21 protein-coding genes are annotated in these 22,227 nt (G+C 46.6%); 20 read left to right on the plus strand and 1 reads right to left on the minus strand.

What is annotated here, in order from left to right; genetic code table 11:
* The 20 genes from ruvC to LTAR_RS05615 all read left to right on the plus strand — a co-directional run bounded on the left by ruvC (position 1) and on the right by LTAR_RS05615 (position 20,937).
* Entirely contained in the window at positions 1-501 is a 501-nt protein-coding gene (ruvC, locus tag LTAR_RS05520; RefSeq protein ID WP_062421176.1) for a crossover junction endodeoxyribonuclease RuvC, read from the plus strand.
* Positions 498-1,325 carry a TrmH family RNA methyltransferase gene (locus LTAR_RS05525; RefSeq protein WP_062421178.1) on the plus strand — a complete coding sequence of 276 codons (828 nt, stop codon included), beginning with the start codon at positions 498-500 and terminating at the stop codon, positions 1,323-1,325. Before ruvC ends, LTAR_RS05525 begins: the two co-directional genes overlap by 4 nt.
* On the plus strand, positions 1,322-1,900 hold the full coding sequence (ruvA, locus tag LTAR_RS05530) for a Holliday junction branch migration protein RuvA (protein ID WP_062421180.1): 579 nt from the start codon (positions 1,322-1,324) through the stop codon (positions 1,898-1,900). Before LTAR_RS05525 ends, ruvA begins: the two co-directional genes overlap by 4 nt.
* A 41-nt stretch (positions 1,901-1,941) precedes the next feature.
* Positions 1,942-4,083 (plus strand): bi-domain-containing oxidoreductase, encoded by a 2,142-nt coding sequence (locus LTAR_RS05535; RefSeq protein ID WP_062421181.1) that lies wholly within the window; start codon positions 1,942-1,944, stop codon positions 4,081-4,083.
* A gap of 16 nt (positions 4,084-4,099) precedes the next feature.
* Complete coding sequence (locus LTAR_RS05540) at positions 4,100-6,073, plus strand: heparinase II/III family protein (RefSeq protein WP_062421183.1); 1,974 nt, start codon at positions 4,100-4,102, stop codon at positions 6,071-6,073.
* A 9-nt stretch (positions 6,074-6,082) separates the two neighbouring features.
* Entirely contained in the window at positions 6,083-7,324 is a 1,242-nt protein-coding gene (locus tag LTAR_RS05545; protein WP_062421184.1) for a glycosyltransferase family 4 protein, read from the plus strand.
* On the plus strand, positions 7,293-8,009 hold the full coding sequence (locus LTAR_RS05550; RefSeq protein ID WP_062421186.1) for a response regulator transcription factor: 717 nt from the start codon (positions 7,293-7,295) through the stop codon (positions 8,007-8,009). Before LTAR_RS05545 ends, LTAR_RS05550 begins: the two co-directional genes overlap by 32 nt.
* Positions 8,010-8,014: 5 nt before the next feature.
* Positions 8,015-9,769 carry an ATP-binding protein gene (locus LTAR_RS05555; protein WP_062421188.1) on the plus strand — a complete coding sequence of 585 codons (1,755 nt, stop codon included), beginning with the start codon at positions 8,015-8,017 and terminating at the stop codon, positions 9,767-9,769.
* A 172-nt stretch (positions 9,770-9,941) separates the two neighbouring features.
* Positions 9,942-10,985: a PstS family phosphate ABC transporter substrate-binding protein gene (locus LTAR_RS05560; protein ID WP_062421189.1), complete on the plus strand. Its 1,044-nt coding sequence runs from the start codon at positions 9,942-9,944 to the stop codon at positions 10,983-10,985.
* Positions 10,986-11,094: 109 nt separating this feature from the next.
* Positions 11,095-12,045, plus strand: coding sequence for a phosphate ABC transporter permease subunit PstC (gene pstC / locus LTAR_RS05565; RefSeq protein WP_139044448.1), 951 nt, complete (start codon positions 11,095-11,097; stop codon positions 12,043-12,045).
* Positions 12,042-13,274, plus strand: coding sequence for a phosphate ABC transporter permease PstA (gene pstA / locus LTAR_RS05570; protein WP_062421194.1), 1,233 nt, complete (start codon positions 12,042-12,044; stop codon positions 13,272-13,274). Before pstC ends, pstA begins: the two co-directional genes overlap by 4 nt.
* Positions 13,271-14,059, plus strand: a complete 789-nt coding sequence (pstB, locus tag LTAR_RS05575) for a phosphate ABC transporter ATP-binding protein PstB (protein ID WP_062421195.1) — start codon at positions 13,271-13,273, stop codon at positions 14,057-14,059. The genes pstA and pstB overlap by 4 nt, the downstream gene beginning before the upstream one ends.
* Before the next feature lie 31 nt (positions 14,060-14,090).
* The gene (gene phoU, locus LTAR_RS05580) at positions 14,091-14,768 is read left to right on the plus strand and encodes a phosphate signaling complex protein PhoU (protein WP_062421197.1); all 678 of its coding nucleotides are present in this window, start codon (positions 14,091-14,093) and stop codon (positions 14,766-14,768) included.
* A gap of 59 nt (positions 14,769-14,827) precedes the next feature.
* Complete coding sequence (gene tmk, locus LTAR_RS05585) at positions 14,828-15,538, plus strand: dTMP kinase (protein WP_062421198.1); 711 nt, start codon at positions 14,828-14,830, stop codon at positions 15,536-15,538.
* Between the two features lie 12 nt (positions 15,539-15,550).
* Positions 15,551-16,246: a dTMP kinase gene (locus LTAR_RS05590; protein WP_062421199.1), complete on the plus strand. Its 696-nt coding sequence runs from the start codon at positions 15,551-15,553 to the stop codon at positions 16,244-16,246.
* Between the two features lie 56 nt (positions 16,247-16,302).
* On the plus strand, positions 16,303-17,319 hold the full coding sequence (locus LTAR_RS05595) for a CHAD domain-containing protein (RefSeq protein ID WP_062421200.1): 1,017 nt from the start codon (positions 16,303-16,305) through the stop codon (positions 17,317-17,319).
* Complete coding sequence (locus LTAR_RS05600) at positions 17,316-18,212, plus strand: metallophosphoesterase family protein (RefSeq protein ID WP_062421201.1); 897 nt, start codon at positions 17,316-17,318, stop codon at positions 18,210-18,212. The genes LTAR_RS05595 and LTAR_RS05600 overlap by 4 nt, the downstream gene beginning before the upstream one ends.
* A complete protein-coding gene (locus tag LTAR_RS05605; RefSeq protein WP_062421202.1) occupies positions 18,209-18,823 on the plus strand; it encodes an HD domain-containing protein in 615 nt (204 codons plus the stop codon). Before LTAR_RS05600 ends, LTAR_RS05605 begins: the two co-directional genes overlap by 4 nt.
* A gap of 5 nt (positions 18,824-18,828) precedes the next feature.
* On the plus strand, positions 18,829-19,632 hold the full coding sequence (locus LTAR_RS05610; RefSeq protein WP_062421203.1) for an SAM hydrolase/SAM-dependent halogenase family protein: 804 nt from the start codon (positions 18,829-18,831) through the stop codon (positions 19,630-19,632).
* A 177-nt stretch (positions 19,633-19,809) separates the two neighbouring features.
* Positions 19,810-20,937 (plus strand): hypothetical protein, encoded by a 1,128-nt coding sequence (locus LTAR_RS05615; protein ID WP_062421204.1) that lies wholly within the window; start codon positions 19,810-19,812, stop codon positions 20,935-20,937.
* Positions 20,938-20,947: 10 nt separating this feature from the next.
* Here the strand turns inward: LTAR_RS05615 and LTAR_RS05620 are convergent, their stop codons facing one another.
* Positions 20,948-22,225 (minus strand): ArnT family glycosyltransferase, encoded by a 1,278-nt coding sequence (locus LTAR_RS05620; RefSeq protein ID WP_062421205.1) that lies wholly within the window; start codon positions 22,223-22,225, stop codon positions 20,948-20,950.
* Between the last annotated feature and the right edge of the window lie 2 nt (positions 22,226-22,227).

Here is a 22,227-nt window from a genome sequence, read left to right on the forward strand (position 1 = left end):
ATGTTGGTGCTGGGGATTGATCCCGGTACAGCCACTACAGGTTTCGGTCTTATCCGTAACCTGAATAATGGTGACCTCGAATCAGTGTCCTACGGGGTGATCACCACACCGAAAAAAACTCTTCCAGAAGAACGTCTTCTTTCTATTTATAACGAGGTTATACAATTACTGACTCTCCACAGCCCTGATATGGCGGCTGTGGAGAAACTTTTTTTTCAGCGAAACGTAACCACAGCACTGGCTGTCGGCCAGGCCAGGGGAGTGGTGTTACTGGCTCTTGCTCAGAAAAAGATACCTCTGGCAGAATATACTCCCATGGAAATTAAACAGGCTGTAGCTGGATATGGCGGAGCAGAAAAGAACCAGGTTCAACTGATGGTGAAAGCCCTTTTGAATCTTGAGGATATTCCCCGTCCGGATGACGCTGCAGATGCTCTGGCAGTGGCCATTTGTCATTGCCAATCCTACCGGTTTAAACACCTGGAATCTTTGAGCCTATGACCCTCATTACCAGTTCTGCCAATCCGCGAATCAAAGACCTTCGCAAACTGCGCGACCGGAAATATCGATCTGAAACCGGCCTGGCATGGGTGGAAGGTTTGCGGGCCTGCGGAGATGCTTTCTCACACCCTGAGCATGTTGAGCAGATGGTTATTTGCCCGGAGACTTTACACAGTTCATTTGCCGATGAATTACTCCAAAAGGCACTGGATCATAATATTGATGTAATCGAAACCAGCCGAGAGGTGTATTCCTCTCTTTCTGGCAAGGAAAATCCACAGGGAATGGGCGTTGTCATTCGGCAAACATTCCAGACTCTGGACAATGTTGTATTAAGTCAGGCTGACCTGTGGGTGGCTTTGGACCGTGTAGCTGATCCTGGGAATCTGGGAACCATACTCAGGACACTCGATGCCAGCGGTGGTAAAGGATTGATTCTGCTGGATCACTGCACCGATCCGTATGATCCTACAGCGATTCGTGCCTCAACGGGCGCCGTTTTCCATCTCGATCTTGTAAAATCAGATACACAATATTTTTCTATGTGGAAAACCCGGCAAAACGCTAATCTGGTAGGAGCAGTGGCCGTCCCGGGGGCTCAGGATTATCATTCCTATGTCTATACCCGTCCAATGATATTGATCATGGGCAGTGAACGGGAAGGATTATCACCTACTCTGACTGAACTTTGTGATGGATTGGTATATATCCCCATGATCGGTCATGTAGATTCATTGAATCTGGCAGAGGCAACGGCTATCATGTTGTATGAAATCTTCAATCAACATCGTGAAGCAAATTCAGGGCTGGGAGAAAAAAGATGATTGCAGCCGTTCGTGGTGAGGTGATTGGTAAAGGAGACGATCATCTGATAGTAGAAACAGGTGGGGTCGGATTTAAAATATTTACCACACAGGATTATGCCTTACGAACTGTGATCGGTGATCCTGTTCTCCTGTTTACCCATCTGGTGGTTCGTGAAGACGCCCTTACATTGTTTGGTTTTGAAACCGAAGAATTGCGCGACCTCTTTATACTTTTGCTGGGTGTCAATGGGGTAGGTCCGCGAATAGCACTGGCCATACTTTCCAGTATGTCGCCTGATGCCATTCGACGGTCTGTTTTATCCGAACAGGCAGATCTCTTTACCCGTGTGCCCGGGGTTGGTAAGAAAACTGCACAACAAATTCTGTTGCATTTGCAGGGTAAGATAAAGGGCGAGATGGCACCTGGCCGCGAGCCGGGTACAATTGAAATCGATGCCCAGGTGTTAGACGCCCTTACCGGATTGGGTTATTCTGTGGTGGAGGCTCAGGCAGCCATTCAATCCATTCCGCGCGGGTCGGCATCTGATGTGGAAACCCGTCTCCGCCTGGCATTGCAATATTTTTCCAACTGAATCTTTGCCGGTTTATTTCTTTTAGTGATCTGGATGGTGCTATGAAACAGGTTCTGCAATCCATGCAAGATGGAAAAACCACTGTCGTCGAGGTTCCTGATCCTTCTGTCAGACCGGGAATGGCACTCGTACGAACCGCATTCTCACTCGTATCGGCAGGAACGGAACGGATGGTGGTGGAATTTGCGGAAAAGAACCTGTTAGATAAGGTGCGTTCACGGCCAGATCTGGCCAGGCAGGTGATTGATAAAGCCCTGAAAGAAGGCCCATTAACTGCACTGGACGCAGCGTTTAACCGGCTGGACCAGCCTATGGTTTTAGGATATTCATCCAGTGGTGTGATAGAGGCAGTTGGACCCGGTCTGACCGGTTTTTCTGTGGGCGATAGAGTGGCCTGTGCGGGTGGTGGTTTCGCCGTTCATGCTGAACTGGCTGTGGTGCCGCAAAACTTGCTGGCAAAAGTACCTGATTCTGTCGAAATGGATCAGGCTGCCTTTGCCACACTGGGTGCCATTGCCATGCATGGTTTCCGTCTGGCTTCTCCGCAGGTTGGTGAAAGAATTGCTATTATCGGAATGGGCTTGCTGGGTTTACTGGCTGCGCAAATTGCCCGGGCTGCCGGATGTTTTGTGCTGGGAATTGATACCAATCCCCAGCGGGTCAAACTGGCAGGAACCATAGGTTTTGAATCTGTCGGTCGGGACGAAGCAGAATCCGCCTGCTTGGCTTTTACACACGGAAAAGGTGCCGATATTGTCTTGATCTGTGCAGATACAACATCAGATGACCCGATTGACCTGGCTGCACGCATCGCCCGAGACCGGGCTGTGGTTGTTGCTGTGGGAGCGGTCGGGTTGAAATTAACCCGCAAGCTGTATTATGAAAAAGAATTGGATCTACGTATTTCTCGTTCTTATGGTCCCGGACGGTACGATCCAGAGTATGAGGAACACGGTAAAGATTACCCGATCGGATATGTACGCTGGACGGAAGGCCGTAATATTCAGTCCTTTGTTGAACTTCTGGCTGCGGGAAAAATGGATATTTCGCCGTTAATCACACACCGTTTTCCGATTGATCAGGCTGAAAATGCCTACGAACTGATCACAGGGAAGATAAATGAGCTATTCCTGGGCGTCTTGTTGACATATCCCCAACCGAATAGACCGGTGGAATATCAACGTAAAGTCATTAATCCTCTGGCTTCAGGAAAAGCAACCCAGACAGTGAGAGTGGGAGTGTTGGGAGCCGGAAATTTCGCCAATGCCATTTTGCTGCCAGCGGTAAAAAAGGCAGGAGGCGTTGATTTAACAGGTATTGCGTCTGCCGGCGGGGTTACTGCACAGGCAGCCGCCCGGAAATATGATTTCCGGTTTGCATCAACTGATGAAAAAGATATTCTGGAAAACCCAGATATCAATACCGTTATGATTCTTACCCGGCATAATCACCATGCCCGCCAGGTACTGGCGGCTTTGCGTGCGGGAAAGAATGTATATTGTGAGAAACCTCTTGCACTTACGGAAGAAGACCTGAATGCCATTTTTGATGCATTGAAAGAAGTATCTGGCGTCATGCTGGCTGTGGGTTTTAATCGTCGGTTTGCACCGTTATCCACACGATTGAAGGCTTTTCTTGGTTCCTGCAATGAGCCGTTTGCTGCGGTATACCGGGTGAACGCAGGTTATTTGCCCCCTACTCATTGGACACATGATCCTGCTCAGGGTGGTGGACGGATTGTGGGAGAAGGTTGTCATTTCATTGACTATATGACCTATCTCGCTGGAGCTGCTCCGGTCAGGGTGGAAGCCCGGGCATTACCCGATTCAGGCCGCTACCACAGAGATAATGTTCAAATTAATCTAACATATCCCGATGGATCTCTGGCTCAGGTGTTATATCTGGCCAATGGCGACAAAGGATTACCGAAAGAAAAGTTGGAAGTCCATTGTGCCGGAAGAAGTGCCATTCTAGATGATTACCGGGAATTGCAGTTATGGTCAGGCGGTTCGAAGAAAGTGTATCGATCCATGCTGCGGCAGGATAAAGGGCATCAGGCGGCATGGCAGGCCTTTGTGGAAGCCGTGAAGACTGGAGAAAATCCATCCATACCCTATGATCAATTGTACGGCTCCAGCCTGGCGAGTATTCAGGCTGCCCGTCAGATCGCCGGGCAGGTCTGACCGGCAGGATCAAACAGTGAACAATCTGGTCCGAGTCTACAAAACCATCCGTCAGGTCGGGCTGCGACCTGTCTTGCAGGTTGCTCTGTATCGTTTCGGATTGCTCACCGGCCATTACCGAAGGTCAACACCACCCATACCTTATACAGGTAAGGGAAACGAACTGACATGGATAAAACCAGTAAAAAAGCTGGATGAATCTGATTTGCCAGGATTTTTCCAGGGCGAGCAAACAAAGTATGAGGAATCCCCGGAGAGGCTCAAACTACCGTTTCAGGGTAAATGTGAAATCTTTGGTCGTCAGGTGGTGGATATTTTTCAAACGTTTCCGGATATAAATCGCCATTGGACGGACTATGAATTGGGCCGGGTCAAGCTGCCTGAAAAAGATATCAAATTCGTCTGGGAGCCTGCCCGATTGGGGTGGATTTATTCTCTGGCGAGAGCCAGAGTCCGAAATCTCTTACCCGATTCTGGGGTAAAAGGTTGGTCCCTTTTGAAGGAATTCTTTCACAGGAATCCAGTCAATTGCGGGCCGAATTGGATGAACGGGCAGGAGGTGGCACTGCGGATCATTGCCCTGGTTTTCTTCCATGAGGTCTTCTATGATGATGACCTTCCTGCAGATTGGGAGCAGATTCTGGCCGCTGCCGTAGTGGATCATGCCCGGCGTATCCCGCCGACGATGGTCTATGCGCGCAGTCAACAAAACAACCATCTGCTGGTTGAAGCGGCCGGTCTTTATACGGCAGGGGTATTCCTTCCCGATTTTCCTGAATCGACCAGATGGAAAAAGATTGGCTGGGAGACATTCCATCAGGCTCTCAATGATCAGGTTGCGGATGATGGACTGTATTTACAATATTCCACCAATTACCACCGCCTGATGCTTCAAATAGCCATCTGGATGAAAGCTGTCAGCACACGGGCAGGAGATGAATTTCCAGAACAAAGCCAGCAAAAACTGGCTACGGCAACGGCATGGCTGGCTGGATTGATGTTTGCAGAAACCGGCCGGGTTCCCAATTACGGTCATAATGATGGAGCCTATATTCTTCCTCTGACAGGTAATCGGTATGACGATTTCCGCCCGGTAGTACATACCGCCAGGCATTGTTTTAATTTAGCCAGTCCAGACGAGAAAAAAGATGAAATGACTCTCTGGTTTGAATGGCTGGCCGGAAAATCCTTTGGCGGTGGCAGGAGTGCCAAATCAAATCCGGCCATTCAATCTTATAAAAAATTATCTGATGGACAAACCTCGATCATCCTCTTTGGACCAGATATTTCCCGGCGTCCCGGTCAGGCTGACCTGCTTCACATTGATCTATGGCATAACGGCTTGCCTGTACTTCTTGACCCCGGTACCTATCGCTATAATGATGAACCACCCTGGGATAATGCATTAACTCGAACGATTGTGCATAACTCCGTTTCGATCAACGGAGAAGACCAGATGACTCGGGCGGGCCGGTTCTTGTGGCTCGATTGGCCGGTTATTAAATGGGGGAAGGAAAAACATGGCGGAAACAGCCTGGAGGCTTCCCATAATGGATATCATCGGTTCGGGTTGATTCATGAACGCGAAGTGGTGATGATCAATGAGCATGTCTGGCGAGTATTTGACAGGTTAATTCCAGAGAATGGTAAATCACCTTCTCCAGTTGACATTTCGATTAACTGGTTATTACCTTCATTAGACTGGCATATTGACGAGACGAGTTTAAGATTCGAAGACACATTCACCAGCTGTAAAGTTGTAATGACACCTATTTCTGCAGGCGGTGCAAATCCGGTTTACGAATATCAGGTCATAAAAGCTGGAAAAATGCTCTATTCCAGTACTGGCAGGGGGATTCCAGAAGAAGATATTGTCAACCTCGGGTGGTATTCGCCGACTTATGGATATTTAGAACCGGCTGTATCCTACCGTGTACTGATTTCGGGAATTACAAATTTGGAGTTTTTAACAGAATTTAATGTCTGTTAGAATAATCGCGTGCATATCTTAATCATCCATCAGGCCTTTTCATCGTTATCTGATGCCGGAGGAACGCGTCATTATGAAATGGCGCGATATCTTCGGCAAAAAGGGCATGACGTAACAGTCATAGCCAGCCCGGTGAATTACCTCACAGGGAAAAGCAGCTCCCGGGGAAAATGGATTGATCGCCAGGTTGATGAAAATGGAATTGTCATTTTACGTGCCTATACATACCCGGCCTGGCATCGCAGTTTCTTTCACCGGGTCATTACTTTTCTCAGCTTCATGGTGTCATCCTTTTTTGCTGCTCTTTCGGTAGAACAGGTTGATTTTGTCTGGGGGACATCTCCTCCCATTTTCCAGGGGATTACAGCCTGGCTGACAGCCCGTCTAAAAGGTGCTCAGTTCCTTTTTGAGGTTCGCGACCTGTGGCCGGAATTTGCCATAGCAATTGGTGTGTTAAAAAATCCCATCATTATCCGGCTGTCAAGGTGGCTGGAGCATTTTCTCTATTCTCATGCCGACCAGGTGATTGTTAATTCACCGGGTTATGTGGATTATGTCACCAGCCGGGGAGCACGATCAGTCAAACTTATTCCCAACGGAGCTGACGTTGAGATGTTTCAATCTGATCGTGGAGATCAACAGAAAAAGGAATGGGGGCTGGAAGGTAAGAAAATTGTTCTTTATGCCGGGGCTCATGGTATTTCCAATGATCTCGGTGTGGTTTTGAAGTCGGCTGATCTTCTTCGGGAGCGAAAGGATATTGCGTTTGTTTTTGTGGGGGATGGAAAAGAAAAATCCAACCTGATCAAACAGGCTGAATATCTTAATCTTCCGAACGTCAAATTTTTACCATCTGTTAACAAAAATAGTATTGCCAGTGTGTTCGCAGGGGCTACAATTTGCCTTGCCATTCTCAAACCATTAGAATGGTATAAAACCACATACCCAAATAAAGTTTTTGATGCCATGGCGGCTGGAAAACCTGTACTGTTATGTATTGATGGTGTGATCCGCCAGCTTGTGGAAGGAGCCGATGCTGGAATGTTCGCTCAGCCTGGTAATCCGGAAGACATTGCCAGAGTGATCATATCCATGGTGGATGATCAAAAGCATTGTCGTCAGATGGGTATTAATGGGGAGACGCTTGTACGAGAAAAATATTCACGCAGCGTCATCACCGATGAATTACTGGTTGTGTTGGAAGCGATGAGGAGGGAACGTGACAGAGGCCATTCTGGTGGTGGAAGATGAAATATCTTTACAGGAGACACTGGCATACAACCTGAAAAAGCAGGGATATACCGTTCATACAGCTTCCACAGGCGGACAGGCTTTAAAGTTTGCCCGAGAATTGAAACCCGACTTAATTTTGCTGGATATAATGCTGCCCGAAATGGACGGATTTGAAGTATGCCGGACCCTTCGACAGGAAATGAACACCCCTATTTTGATGTTAACCGCACGTGATGATGAAATTGACCGGGTGGTTGGGTTGGAAGTGGGCGCCGATGATTATCTAACCAAGCCGTTTAGTATGCGGGAATTGCTGGCACGAGTCAAAGCCATGCTGCGACGGGTAAGGTTAATCCGTGAAGATGCCGAAGCTCATACAGCCGCCCTCGAATCACCTGCGGGCGGAATCATGCAATTTGGCAATCTTGAAGTCAATTCCACGCGCCGTGAAGTTCTATTTAATGGAAAACCCTTACCCTTGAAACCAAAAGAATATGAATTATTGCATTACCTGGCTATTCATCGGGGGCAGGTTTTGACCCGGGAGACAATTCTCGAAAAAGTCTGGGGATGGGATTTCATAGGAGACAGCCGGACGGTAGACGTTCATATCCGGTGGCTGCGGGAAAAAATCGAAAAAGATGCCGCGACACCGGAACGAATCGTAACCGTACGCGGTGCCGGATACCGGTTTGAAGGATAAGTCTTATGCGACAATCATTGTTTGCACGGTTTGCGTTGCCCTATATCATTCTTATTCTCGTGATTATGGGCGGGTTAAGCCTGGTGGTCTCTTATTCCCTTGAACAGTCTTACACCGAAAATTTAAAGGTACGACTTCTTGCTGAAACGCGCGGTTTGGCCGATGACGTGGCAACAGTCATGAAATCCGGCCAACCTGAGTCAGTATATGAACAGATTGCCTCTTCTAATGCCCGTTTGTTGGATTCACGAGTCACTATTATTCTGGCGGATGGAAGTGTGGTGGGTGAATCGCAGACCAATCCATCAGAAATGGAGAACCATCTGGAGAGGTTTGAAGTGCAATCGGCGCTAAAAGGAAACGAAGCTACAGCTACACGTATTTCCAGTACACTGGGCAAACAGTACCTGTATGCTGCTGTACCCGTTAAAGTGGATGACCGTGTCAGGGCAATAGCCCGACTTTCAATGCCGTTAACAGAAGTGGAAGCCAGTGTATGGGCATTAAACAAGGCGATACTTGCCGCCACAGGGGTGGCGGCGCTTCTGGCCATTCTGTTAAGTATCTTGATCACAAACTGGACAACTCAACCGGTTAGACGGTTATCAGATGCCATACAATCGTTTCGAAAATCTTCTACCGGAAAAAATTCACTGCCTGAAAAAGTAGATGAGATTTCCCGTTTGAATCATGCCTTTTCCAGCATGAGCCTCCAATTACAGGCGCAAATTGACGAGCTCACCAGCGAACGCACAAAACTGGCAGCTGTGTTGAACAATATGGCGGATGGAATCTTGATTGCCGGGAAAGATGGCACAGTTCAGCTGATCAACCCGGCAGCAGAGCGCATGTTTAAGACAACGTCGGCGGAAGCCATGGGTAAGACTCTCGTTGAAGTTGTCAGGCATCATCAACTGGTTGAATTATGGCAGCGATGCAAGAACACGGGAGAACCACAAACAGCCAGTTACGAAATAAGCCTGGAAAAAATATTTGTTCAGGCGGGTGCAACGTTAATGGATTCGGGAATGCCCGGCGCCGTCCTTCTGATATTGCAGGATATGACCCGGATTCGAAAGCTTGAATCCCTGCGGCGCGAATTTGTCTCCAATGTATCTCATGAGTTGCGAACACCTCTGGCTTCCATGAAAGCGCTTACTGAGACTTTGCGCGAAGGTGCCGTGGATGATCCGCCGGCTGCCCAGCGTTTTTTGAGTCGCATGGATATTGAAATTGATACCCTCACCCAAATGGTGGAAGAACTACTGGAACTTTCCCGTATTGAATCTGGGAGGGTTCCTCTGGAACACCGGATTGTTCCTCCCGGTGATCTTATGGACAAAGCTGTTGATAGGATGATTCTTCAGGCTCAACGAGCCGGTTTGACCATTGAGAAATGCATTGAGCCGGATTTACCGAAGGTATCTGTGGACGTCAGTCGTATGGTGCAGGTAATCGTAAACTTGTTGCACAATGCCATCAAATTTACCTTGCCTGGAGGGAAAATCACCTGCGGTGTGAACAAAACGCAGGAAGGTGTGGTTTTCTTTGTTCAAGATACCGGCGTAGGAATTGACCCAGAATCTTTGCCCAGGATATTTGAGAGGTTTTATAAGGCCGATAAAGCTCGTTCTGGCGGCGGTACCGGACTTGGATTGTCTATTGCCAGACACCTGGTGGAAGCACATGGCGGCCGGATTTGGGCTGAGAGTGAGCTTAATAAGGGAACAACAGTATCTTTTCTTTTACCGGAAAATTAGCACGATCATGATATCCACACAAACCTGGTTGGATTCATCCTTCCAGGTTTTTCTTTTAACAATTTACGGGATCCTAAACACTCCTTATTCATTTGTTAACATTGCCTTCCTGCCTTCTTAAACATGACTGGTTATGATAATGGCTATGAAAACAATCCAAAGGAGTAAAGATATGCGTTCAAAATTGATGATTTTTGTCTCCCTTTTTGCGGCCATTGGTATGTTCCTGACTGCCACTGCCCCGGCTTCACCGGTTTTTGCTGCTCCTGCCGCAGAACCGACCAAAGCCGCCGAACCAACAAAAGCAGCAGTAAAAGAAGTTGAACTTCCAGAAGTTGATCCGTCCAAATTAAAAGGTGATATTTATTCCGCTGGTTCTTCAACAGTGGGACCTCTGTCTGAAGCCATCCAGGAGCTTTTTGTACAGGATGGTTATACCGGTGAGATCAAGAATGACATCATCGGAACGGGTGGTGGTTTCGAACGGTTCTGCAAGACCGGTGAAACCGATATTGCCAATGCCAGCCGTGGAATCAAGGACGAAGAAAAAGCCAACTGCGCCAAATTAAATCCCGCCCGCAACCCGATTGCCTTCCGTGTAGGCACAGATGCGATCACCATTGTCGTCAATAAGAAAAATGATTTCCTGAAAAACGTTACCACCGAAGAATTGGGCAAAATCTTCACCACGGCTGAAAAGTGGTCTGATGTCAATCCAAAATGGCCTGCCCAGCCTATCAAACGGTTTACTCCCGGAACCGACAGCGGCACCTTTGACTTCTTTGCTGAATTTGTTATCCAGAAACCCCAGAAACTTGCCAAGCTGGATGATGCCAAGAAACTTTTGCTCAATGCCAAGAATACCCAGGCCAGCGAAGATGACAATGTCCTTGTGCAGGGTGTGGAAGGCGATCAATACGCCATTGGTTACTTCGGGTTCGCTTATTACCAGCAACAACAAGACCGCCTGAATGCCATCTCCATCAACGATATTGCACCCAGTTTTGAGACTGCAGAATCTGGTAAGTATCTGCTCTCCCGCCCGCTGTTCATCTACTCTGATGCAGCCATCCTGAAAGCTAAACCCCAGGTTGCCGGTTTCATCAACTACTACCTGACCAATGTTGACAAAGTTATCGACAAGGTTGGTTATTTCCCGGCCAGTGATGAAGCTCTGAATGCTTCCAAACAGGCTCTACTGGATGCCTTGAAATAACAAAACAACGGCAAGACCTGATTTATAGATAGATAATTTCTCCGGGCTGGTCTGTGGAAACACAGGCCAGCCCAAGTCTGAAGAATGGAAAAACATGCGTGAACAGATCATGAACCATACGCTAAGCACGGTACAAATCAAACCAGCTTCACGGGTTCCTGAATTTCTTCGCAAGAAAAAACGTTGGAATGAAATCCTCATTCAGGGATTTTTATTTTTTTGTGGATTTGTGTCGATACTGACAACCATCGGAATTGTATTTGAACTGGGAAAAGAATCTCTCCTGTTTTTTGCCAATCCAGATGTCAGTCTGCTTGAATTCTTTACAAACACCCGTTGGCAGCCTTCCATAGGGGAATTCGGTATCTTGCCGCTGGCTACATCTACCCTGTTGACCACGTTGATTGCCATGATCGTAGCGTTGCCCGTGGGGTTGAGTGCCGCCATTTTTCTTAGCGAATATGCTTCATCCAAAGCGCGCAGTGTATTAAAACCTATCCTGGAGATACTGGCAGGTGTTCCGACGGTAGTCTACGGTTATTTTGCACTCACGTTCATGACGCCGGTATTGCGGGGTATTTTTGGCGAACAGAATGTGGAAATTTACAACACACTCTCTGCCGGTCTTGTCATGGGGATCATGATTCTTCCTCTGGTAAGTTCAATGAGTGAAGATGCTCTTACGGCTGTTCCGCGTTCATTGCGAGAAGCCGCCTATGGATTGGGAAGTACCCGTCTGGAAACAGCGGTACAGATTGTGGTTCCTGCCGCCCTCTCTGGCATTATTGCTGCTTTTATTATTGCCATTTCGCGAGCCATCGGTGAGACAATGATTGTGGCCATCGCCGCCGGGTCTGGCTCAAATTTCACTTTTAATCCATTCAAGGCCGCAGAAACCATGACGGGGTATATTGCTCGTATCAGCGGTGGTGATGTGGGTTATGACACTCCAGATTACAACAGTATTTTTGCCATAGGGCTGGTGTTATTCCTTGTAACCCTCGGGTTAAATATTCTTAGCCGCAGACTTTCTGCAAAATACCGTGAGGTATACGAATGAATGAATATACTGATCTTGCCGGAGAAAGTAATACCAATCTACAAAAGAGACACCGTGATAGTAAAATCTGGCGGACGATTTTTTATGCCTCGACGGCAGCGGCCATTATTATTCTGGCTATCCTTATTTTAAGTATAGTTAATCAGGCATTCGGTCTGGTTGTCTTGAAAAACACGGTGGAACCCGAAAAAATATCTTCGGTGCCGCTGGAACAGTTAAGCAGCCAGGATTTGATCAAAATCTTGAAGAAAAATCTCACAAGCAATCGATACAAGACCATTGATCGTGATATGCCCTTTACTGCTAGAAGCCAGGCGGACCTGGTCGATCTGGTCATTGCAGAAGTAGTCAAACCTACCGTGGTGGATAGTTATCATCTGGATGTATCAATTCTGCATAGGAATGAAATCATGGCCAGAGCGGCCGAAAAGTACCCGAATGGGCATGTGGAATTTCATTCCTGGCTGAACCCTGAATTCATCACCAGAAGTATGTCAAGCACGCCGGAACTGGCCGGGGTACGCACGGCCATATTCGGTTCTCTTTGGATCATTTTGATCACCGTCCTGGTGGCTTTCCCAACCGGTGTTGGAGCTGCGATCTATCTTGAAGAATATGCGGCATCCAACCGGATCAACAAGATCATTCAAACCAATATCGATAACCTGGCCGGAGTGCCCTCCATCATCTATGGGATTTTGGGATTGGCCATATTTGTCCGTGGCTTGGGCTACTTTACCGGAGGTGGTTTTCTCGGTAGCGGTGAGACCGGCGGCAGAACGATCCTCTCTGCAGGATTGACCATGGCTTTGTTGATATTGCCCATCCTGATTATCAACGCACAGGAAGCCATCCGGGCTGTACCAAGATCTCTTCGAGAGGCAAGCTATGGGTTGGGTGCCACCAAATGGCAGACCATCTGGCACCATGTTTTGCCTTCGGCTCTTCCCGGTATTCTTACCGGTACTATTCTTGCAATATCCAGAGCTATTGGTGAAACGGCTCCGTTGATCCTGGTAGGAGCTTCTTCGTTCATCAACCGCGACCCAAGCAGTGTGTTCTCCCGGTTTACAGCGCTGCCAATCCAGATTTATAACTGGACAACACGTCCACAAGACGAATTCAGAAATATCGCGGCAGCAGCCATTCTGGTATTATTAGTCTTACTCTTATCTCTTAATGCGTTTGCCATCCTTATGCGCAACCGCTTTACCAGGCGGATTTCATGATCGATCATCAAACACAAACAAAGCCTCCCATTATTAGTGCTGAAGACCTTTGCATTTTTTATGGTAATTTTCGTGCTGTAAAGAATGTAGATATGAAAATCGTTCCCAATCAAATTACGGCCATTATCGGCCCTTCAGGATGCGGGAAAAGCACGGTTCTGCGCTCTTTCAACCGGATGAACGATTTCATACCCAATTGTCATGTCACCGGAAAGATAACATTTCACGGACATAATATTTATGACGAAGACGTTGACCCCGTCCAGGTTCGGCAGAAGATTGGTATGGTTTTCCAAAAGCCCAATCCGTTCCCAAAATCGATTTTTGATAATGTAGCCTGGGGATTGAAGATCAATGGTATGAAAGGCGACTTGAGTGAACCGGTTGAACAGGCGTTGAAACAGGCTGCCCTGTGGGATGAAGTCAAAGACCATTTGAAGAAATCAGGGTTGTCACTTTCAGGAGGGCAGCAGCAGCGGCTGTGTATTGCCCGGGCGCTGGCGGTGAAACCAGACATCATCCTCATGGACGAACCATGTTCAGCACTTGACCCGATTGCCACATTAAAAATTGAAGATTTGATGCGCGAACTTTCGAAGGACTATACCATAATCATCGTCACCCATAATATGCAGCAGGCTGCCCGCGCATCCGATTACACAGCTTTCTTTACCATGGATTCAGACCGGGCAGGGGTCATGGTAGAATACGGTGAAACCAGCCACATCTTCACCAACCCGCAAGACAAGCGGACGGAAGATTACATCACCGGGCGGTACGGATAAAAGTTCGGGTGACAGAGAGCCAGGTGAATCTATGACGCGAGAAGTATTAACCCAACAGATAAAGAAGCTGCTGGATGAGGTCTTATTACTCGGTAGTATGGTAGAACAGGCCACATTCAATGCTATTGCCACTCTTAAAAATCGGGATATACATGCTGCCCGACAGGTATATGATGATGATCAAACGATTAATGAGAAGCGGTTTGCCATTGAGAATGCCATCATCATTACAATAGCAACACAACAGCCGATGGCGCGCGATTTACGTACACTGGCCGCCATACTTGAAATCATTACAGAACTGGAGCGCATGGGTGATTACGCCAAAGGTATTGCCAAGGTGACCATGCGTCTGGGTGATGCTGAACTGCCCATACCCATCCGAGAAATTGAGCAAATGGGAGAACTTGGGTTAGGGATGCTCCACCGCGCACTGAGCGCCTTTGTGAATGAAGATGCTCGCACAGCCAGCAAGATACCGGCAGAAGATGATGCCGTCGATGCCTTATATAATGAGATTTACAGTGAATTGGTTAATGAAATGATCGCCGATCCCCGGTTGATCGAATCAATCAACCTGCTCCTCTGGGTGGTTCATAACCTGGAACGGCTGGCTGATCGCGTGACCAACATCTGTGAACGTACCGTGTTCATCACTACCGGAGAATTGATGGAGATGGACACGGCAGACGAAGAAGAAAACGAATAATTTTCATTGCTATATAATGAATAATAAAACTTCTTTCCAAACTATAAGGCAGGAGAAGGATGTTATCTACTGGCAACTATAAAGGAAAACTGATAGTCGTTGAAGGAATTGACGGCAGCGGCAAGTCAACGCAAATCGATCTGCTTCACAAATGGCTGCTTTCTAAAGGACATTCTGTCTATTTCAGTGAATGGAATAGTTCAGAACTGGTGAAATCGACCTCGCGGATGGCGAAAGAGAAGAAGATGTTTACCCCCACCACTTTCAGCCTGATGACAGCCACGGATTTTGCCGATCGCTGGGAACGATACATTTTCCCTTTGTTGAAGGCTGGCGGAATCGTTCTGGCTGACCGGTATGCCTTCACGGCATTTGCCCGCGATGTAGCTCGTGGAGTTGACCCGGCCTGGGTACGCAGCATGTATTCCTTTGCTCCTATGCCTGACCTTACCCTCTATTTCCGCGTCCCGTTGGATGTAGCTGTGGACCGCATCCTATCAAGCCGTGCCAAGATCAAATATTATGAGGCTGGCATGGACCTGGGTCTGTCGGATAACAAGGTTACAAGTTTCCGACTATTTCAACAACGGGTTATCGACGAGTACGAGAAAATGGTTGATGAATTTGGCATGACCGTCATAGATGGAACAGAATCTGTTCAAAAAGAACAAAAACTTGTTCGACAACTGGTGACCCGCATTTTACGTGGTTGGGAAGGGCTGCCAAATCCATTGGTTCGTTCTCGCCGCCGTTCAACGGTTGTGGCATAAGGGGAGGTAACGATGCATTCAGTTGATTTTTACGGAGCTGGTTTCCCCTATAATCCTATCAAAGAACTCGAAGGGAAATTGATCGTACTCGAAGGAACCGATGGTGTCGGTCGTTCGACCCAGATACAGTTGCTGCGCCGCTGGCTGGAAGATGAAGGGTATGCTGTTAGCGATACTGGACTTCACCGGTCACCGTTAACCCAGGCAGGATTGGAATCTGCAAAGAATGGTCATACGCTCAGTCCATTAACAATGAGTCTTTTCTATGCCACTGACTTTGCCGACCGGCTGGAAAACCAGATCATACCTGCTTTGAAAGCCGGTTTTGTTGTGCTCTCAGACAGGTATTTCTTTTCTATTATTGCTCGTGATATTGTGCGAGGTGCTGACCCGGATCGGGCAAGGTCAATTTATGGATTTGCCCTTAAACCTGATCTGGTAATCTATATGCGTTCTGACGTGGATTCGCTGGTTGCCCGATTAGTTCACGGCCGTGGTTTTGACTACTGGGAATCAGGAATGGATATTCGCTGTGCCGATAATATTTTTGACAGCTTTGTCATCTATCAGGGAAAACTGATCGAGCAATTTGACAAGATGTCAGATGAATTCGGTTTTGTGACAATTGATGCTACCCGTTCTGTACAGGCGGTCTTTGGGGATTTGAAAGCCCAGATAAAGAACCTGTTTGAACGATTACCTGAATAAAACCGGTATGTAATCAATATATTCGATCAGGCTGGCGGTTTTTTGAGGAGAAGCTGGTGAAACAAAAACCGGAAGAAAGCATCCGCATTTATGCCGCTGGCCTGTTCTTAAAGCAACTGGATGTTATTTCATCTGAAATTCCTGGTGTTCGAAAACAGCGGGATATTGAAGCTGTCCATAGGATGCGTGTATCCACACGACGAATGCGCGCCGTGTTGGACGTGTTTCAGGATTGTCTTCCTGCCAAACGTGGAGTGATCTGGGAGAAGGAAATTCATGGACTCACCAGTGCACTGGGGGCTGCCCGAGATACAGATGTTCAGATTGATTCCATATCTCACATCCTGAAAAATATCCCTGATCCTCAATTTGGTCCGGGGATACGGAGGTTATTGCTTCGTCTAAAACAGAAACGAAACAAAATACAAGACCGGTTATTAAAGCGGTTGACAGCTTATGAGCATTCCGGGGTGGCAGAAGAGATGCGGGCGGCATTTGAAGGAGCCGCTGCCCGAAGTTCAGATATCTATTTATATACTCCAGCCCTGTATCAACGTTCTTTTGACACAATCCATTCGGCATTTGAAACATTTTCTTCCTATGAGGAAAGTATTCAAGATCCTGCCAACGTTGCTGACCTTCATGCCATGCGGATTGCCGGAAAAAATCTGCGGTACACGATGGAATGTTTTTCTTCTATTTATGCCAACGAATTGAAAAACACATTGGCCATCATGCGTACTGCTCAGGAATTGCTGGGTTCTATCCATGATTGCGATGTCTGGATTCAGTTCTTGCCAGGCTTTGTGGAGGAGGAGCATCAGAAAACTCTGGCTTATTTTGGCCGTGATCGCTACTCCAATCACTTCATTCCCGGTGTTAATTATCTGCTATCGTTGAAACAGGGGAATCGGGAAGAACAGTATAAGGAATTCATTGAAAAATGGTATCTTTGGAAAACTGAAAAGGTCTGGGAAAATTTATTCCAGGTTCTGCAGGTTCCCTTTTTTAATAAAAAGGAAAATATTCCTTTATCTCAAAATAATCCGGTACAAAGCGGAGGAAACACATGAAAGTTGCATTGCTTTCTGATATTCATGGCAATTTGCCAGCACTGGAGGCAGTTCTAGCCCATGCCGGAGAAATGAAAGTGAAACAAATCTGGAACCTGGGAGATTTCACTGGCTTTGGTGCAAAGCCGGATGCAGTAATAAAGCTGGTTAAGAAACATAAAGCCATCAGCATCATTGGTAATTATGACCAGAAGGTACTGAAAGTTCCAGAAAAAAGTGATGAGTGGAAAAATACCAAGGTCCCTGAGAAATGGTTTTCATTCCACTGGTCTTATGAACAACTTTCAAAAAAAAGCATTGACTACTTGAAAAGTTTGTCTGAAAATCATCGTGAGACAATAAAAAACTGGAAAGTCCTCTTTTGTCACGGCAGTCCAGAAGCCATTGATGAAGCATTAAACGATGAGACACCGCAGGAACGGTTACGCGATCTGGCCAAAAAAGCTCATGCCAACATCATTCTTTGCGGACATTCCCATGAACCCTTCATGCGTTTTGCGGGAGGATCTATTTTTATTAACCCCGGCAGCGTCGGCCGGCCATTTGACGGGGACCCGCGGGCATCATATGCCGTACTATCCATAAAAAAGCATAAGGTGGAAGTGGATTTCTTTCGGATTGATTATGATGTAGAGAAAGCTGCCGAAGCTCAAAATGCAGCCGGTCTTCCGGTTGAATACGCTGAAATGACTCGCCGCGGTATCAGTCTGGATGATATTCAAAAAGAAAACCACTCAAAAGAAAAGAGAAGAGAAGACCAGGATCAAGCTGATGCGTTGCCAATATCAACTCCTGAAGAGAAAGTGGAAATAACCCGAGAAGTTGTTCAACCGACCGAGATTGTAAAGAAACCCGCCCCCCGCCGAAAAAAAGTTACAGAAGAGCAATCATGATTTTCCCTGATGAGACCAATCCCGAAGAAGATGTCATTCTTTCTCAGGTAATCGACCTGGCAAAAACGTGTGAATCTGAATATGAACACGTGATTCACGTGTCAAAATTGACTTTACGTCTATTCGATGAACTGGCAGAATGGCATCATCTGAGGCATGAAGACCGATTCATTTTGCAATGTGCGGCCATCCTGCATGACATTGGATGGGTGGAAGGATGGAAAAACCATCACAAGACGGCTTTGCGGATCATCCTTGAAACCAAATTGCTGCCATTTGATCATCATAACCGTTTGATTATCGGGTCTATTGCTCGTTATCATCGTAAAGCTTTACCGGTTATTTCTCATGATCATTTTGCATCAATGAATCCCGCTGACCGTAAACGTGTACAGATATTGGCATCCTTTCTACGGTTGGCCGATGGACTTGACCGCACCCACAGGGGAAAAATCCGTGATCTTGCCTGCAAGATAAAAAAGAATCGAATATTGATTTTTTGCTCTTCTGCGTTTCCCGCTGTTGAAGAATGGCGCGGGGGTATTGAAAAATCGGATTTGCTTTCATTGGTGACTGACAAAGAAATACAAATAAAAATAGTGGCTCTATAAACGCTATGGACGAACATCCCATCATTACCCTTTTAACTGATTTTGGATTGCGTGATCCGTATGTGGGTATTATGAAGGGGATCATTTCGGGTATTGCTCCAAATGCAAAGATCATTGATCTGACACATTTGATTCCCCCACAGGATATTCGGGCGGGCGCCCTGGCACTGGACCGATCCTGCAAGTATTTTCCACCTGGCACGATACATCTGGCAGTTGTTGATCCGGGAGTAGGAACGGAACGACATGCTTTGGCTATGCGGATTGATCGTCAATTATTCATTGGTCCAGACAATGGTCTGTTTACCTTCATTATTCAGTGGGGAAAAGAAAACAGGAAGCAAGTAAAAGCGTTCAAAATAGAGAATCCACGTTTCCGGCTTGAACCTGTGAGCCCGGTGTTTCATGGCCGTGATCTTTTCGCTCCGGCCGCCGCCTATCTGGCTGCTGGAGCCGCCCTGGAAGATTTTGGCCCTGAAATAACCAATCCTTTTGTTCTATCAATGGCTGTTACTGAACGTACCAGTAGTGGATGGGTCGGTGAAATCTGGGCAGTCGACCACTTTGGAAGTCTGGAGACAAACTTCGATAATACGTTGCTGTCAGGTTGTGATCCGAAACGCGCACGTATTCACATTGCAGAAAAAATTATTGATCGTTGGGTTACCACATTTGCCGAAGGAAAACCGGGGGAACTTGTTCTACTTATAGATAGCGCTGACCGATTATGTATCAGTGTGGTCAACGGCAGTGCTGCCCAAGAATTGGGTGTTGGAGTGGGAACTCCGGTCGAACTGTTGGTTTATTGAATTGTTAGTATCTGGTTTGCATTTTGAGAAGCAATCATGATATTTCTTATTCATAACTCCATTTTGTTTTTGGGGTTATAGATATTAATCTATCCTTAATCTTTTCATTCAATCGGTGTATACTTTTTAAAGTTTTATGCATTTATTCTACTTTTGCATCAGTCATGACGAGGAAAAATGATCACAGTTGAGCAAATTGACCTTTCAAACAAAAAACAAGTAGATGATTTTGTCATGCTCCCCTATCGTCTATACAAAGATTGTCCACAATGGGTGCCACCATTCATCAATGATATTCGGCTAATGCTCAATAAAAAGAAACACCCTTTCTATGAATTAAATGATGCAGACTTCTTTGCCGTTTATCGTGATGGTCGGATGGTAGGCCGCATTGCCGCCATGGAGAACCGGTCATTTAATGATTACCATAAAACAAAGAAAGCGCAGTTCTATCTGTTTGATATCGAGAATGATCAGGAAGCTGCCAATGCGTTGTTTGCGCGCACATTTGACTGGGCACGTGATCGCGGTTTGGATACTCTGGTAGGGCCCAAAGGTTTTTCTGCTTTTGATGGGTATGGCATTCTGGTGGAAGGATTCGAAGAACGCCAGATGATGACCATGATGAATTACAACTATGATTATTATCCCAAACTGGTTGAAACCGTCGGATTTGAAAAAGAGGTGGATTTTGTTTCCTGTTATCTCTCTCGCGAGAATTTCCGATTACCTGAAAAGGCACAGGAAATTGCACGCCGGGTGGAAGAACGCGGTGCTTTCAAAGTAATTAAATTTAAGAACAAACGGGAAATTGTCAAAATGGCCAATGATATCGGCCATGCTTATAACAATGCTTTTGTCAACAACTGGGAATACTATCCCCTTACACAGGGAGAAATTGACTTGCTTGTTGAGAACCTGTTGACTGTGGTTAATCCAAAACTGATCAAGATTATGACATACAACGATAAGATCATTGGATTCCTGCTGGCCTTCCCGGATATTTCAGCTGCCCTGCAGCGGCATGGTGGAAAGATCACCATCTGGGGGATCATTGACATGCTGATCGAGATGAAAAAGGCCAAGGTCGTTTCTTTGAATGGCGCCGGTGTTCTGCCTGAATACCACGGACGCGGCGGAGCAGCATTGCTTTATTCTGAGATGCAGAAAACTATTGAAGATTTCAATTTTGAGCACGCCGAATTAACCCAGGTGGCCGAAACAGCGGTCCAGATGCGTAAGGATTTGATCAATGTAGGCGGCCGGGCGTATAAAAACCACCGCGTCTATCGCATCAAACTTTAGTCTGATATTGTTATTGGAGGCTGCCCATCCCGGCAGCCTCTTTTTGTTTCGATTGAAAAATCAATTTCCCCAGAGATGTTATAGCGGCTGCCTGTGCGGTACTGAACAGGGGAATCAGAATGATGTAGTACCGTTGGAATGGAACAGGTGTAAAGAAAGTCAACATAACAAGGCTGACCAGTGTAATTGCAAAGAACATGACTGTGGAATATCTGTTAGTGGTTTTCTTGTTTGATAACTTTCGAATTAAGAACACATACCCCAACACAGTCAATATTAAAAGACCTGTCCCATTGATGAAACCCTGGGTAAGATTGTTCAATGGCTGCGAAAAATACCGATCTTCCTGATTTTTTGTTTCTGCCTGGTAATTTAACACATCGGCGCAGGCAGGTGGTTGAAAGAAAACCCGGACTAATAACGTAATTCCCTGTTCCATTGGATTGTGATTTACCCTGTAATCCGCTTCCATCCGGGAAGATAATTCAGCCCTCAAGTCAACACTTTTGGTCACAGCTTCAATGGGTGATTTCCAGAATACCGGATTTAATATGCAAAAAATCACTAATAGTATCAACAGGTAAAGAAACAGATTCCAAAATTTCTTTCGAATTGAATCGGCTTTTTGAAAAAAGATTGTCAATACTCCCAAACCTGCATACGGGATGGCGGTCTGTTTGGAATTAACCGCCAACCCTAAAAAAAGTGCAGAAGGGATTGTTCTAAAAGGATCACATACGAGAACCCATAGAGAGGCACAAAAAAAGCAGATCAGGGAACTTTCTGCCATCGCCCTGCGGGTATGCAGAAGAATTAAACTGTTGAACGCCATGAGAATAACCGCAATCAGGGCTGACCCTTTGTTGTCAATCTGTCTAACGGCAAGGAAGAGGAAAAGGCAGCTAAAGGGAAAAAGCCACGCTACAGAAAATCTGGCCGCCAGTAACACGTCACTGGTAGGTAGAGCACCGGCTAATTCATTGGCTATCCATGTGGTTGACCAATTCCAATCGGTTGGAATGGAGTGCTTGCCCTGAAGAGTCAACCCCCATCCGATCAATGTCCGGGTGATGGGAGAATCCAGCAGGCGGTAACGCAGGCGATCACTCATTTCCATCGGTGGATTGTAAACAAGGTCGAATGGATGTTGACTGGTATCTGCGCTCATATAGATCTGAGTGCTTTCATCCGGGTGGAATGGTACAAGGATCACTCCAGCGAAATACATCCAGAAAATCAGGATGAAGAAAAAAAGACCGGCTGTCTGTTTCCAGGGGAAGGTTTTCATTT

The organism is Leptolinea tardivitalis, assembly GCF_001050275.1.
Taxonomy (GTDB): domain Bacteria; phylum Chloroflexota; class Anaerolineae; order Anaerolineales; family Anaerolineaceae; genus Leptolinea; species Leptolinea tardivitalis.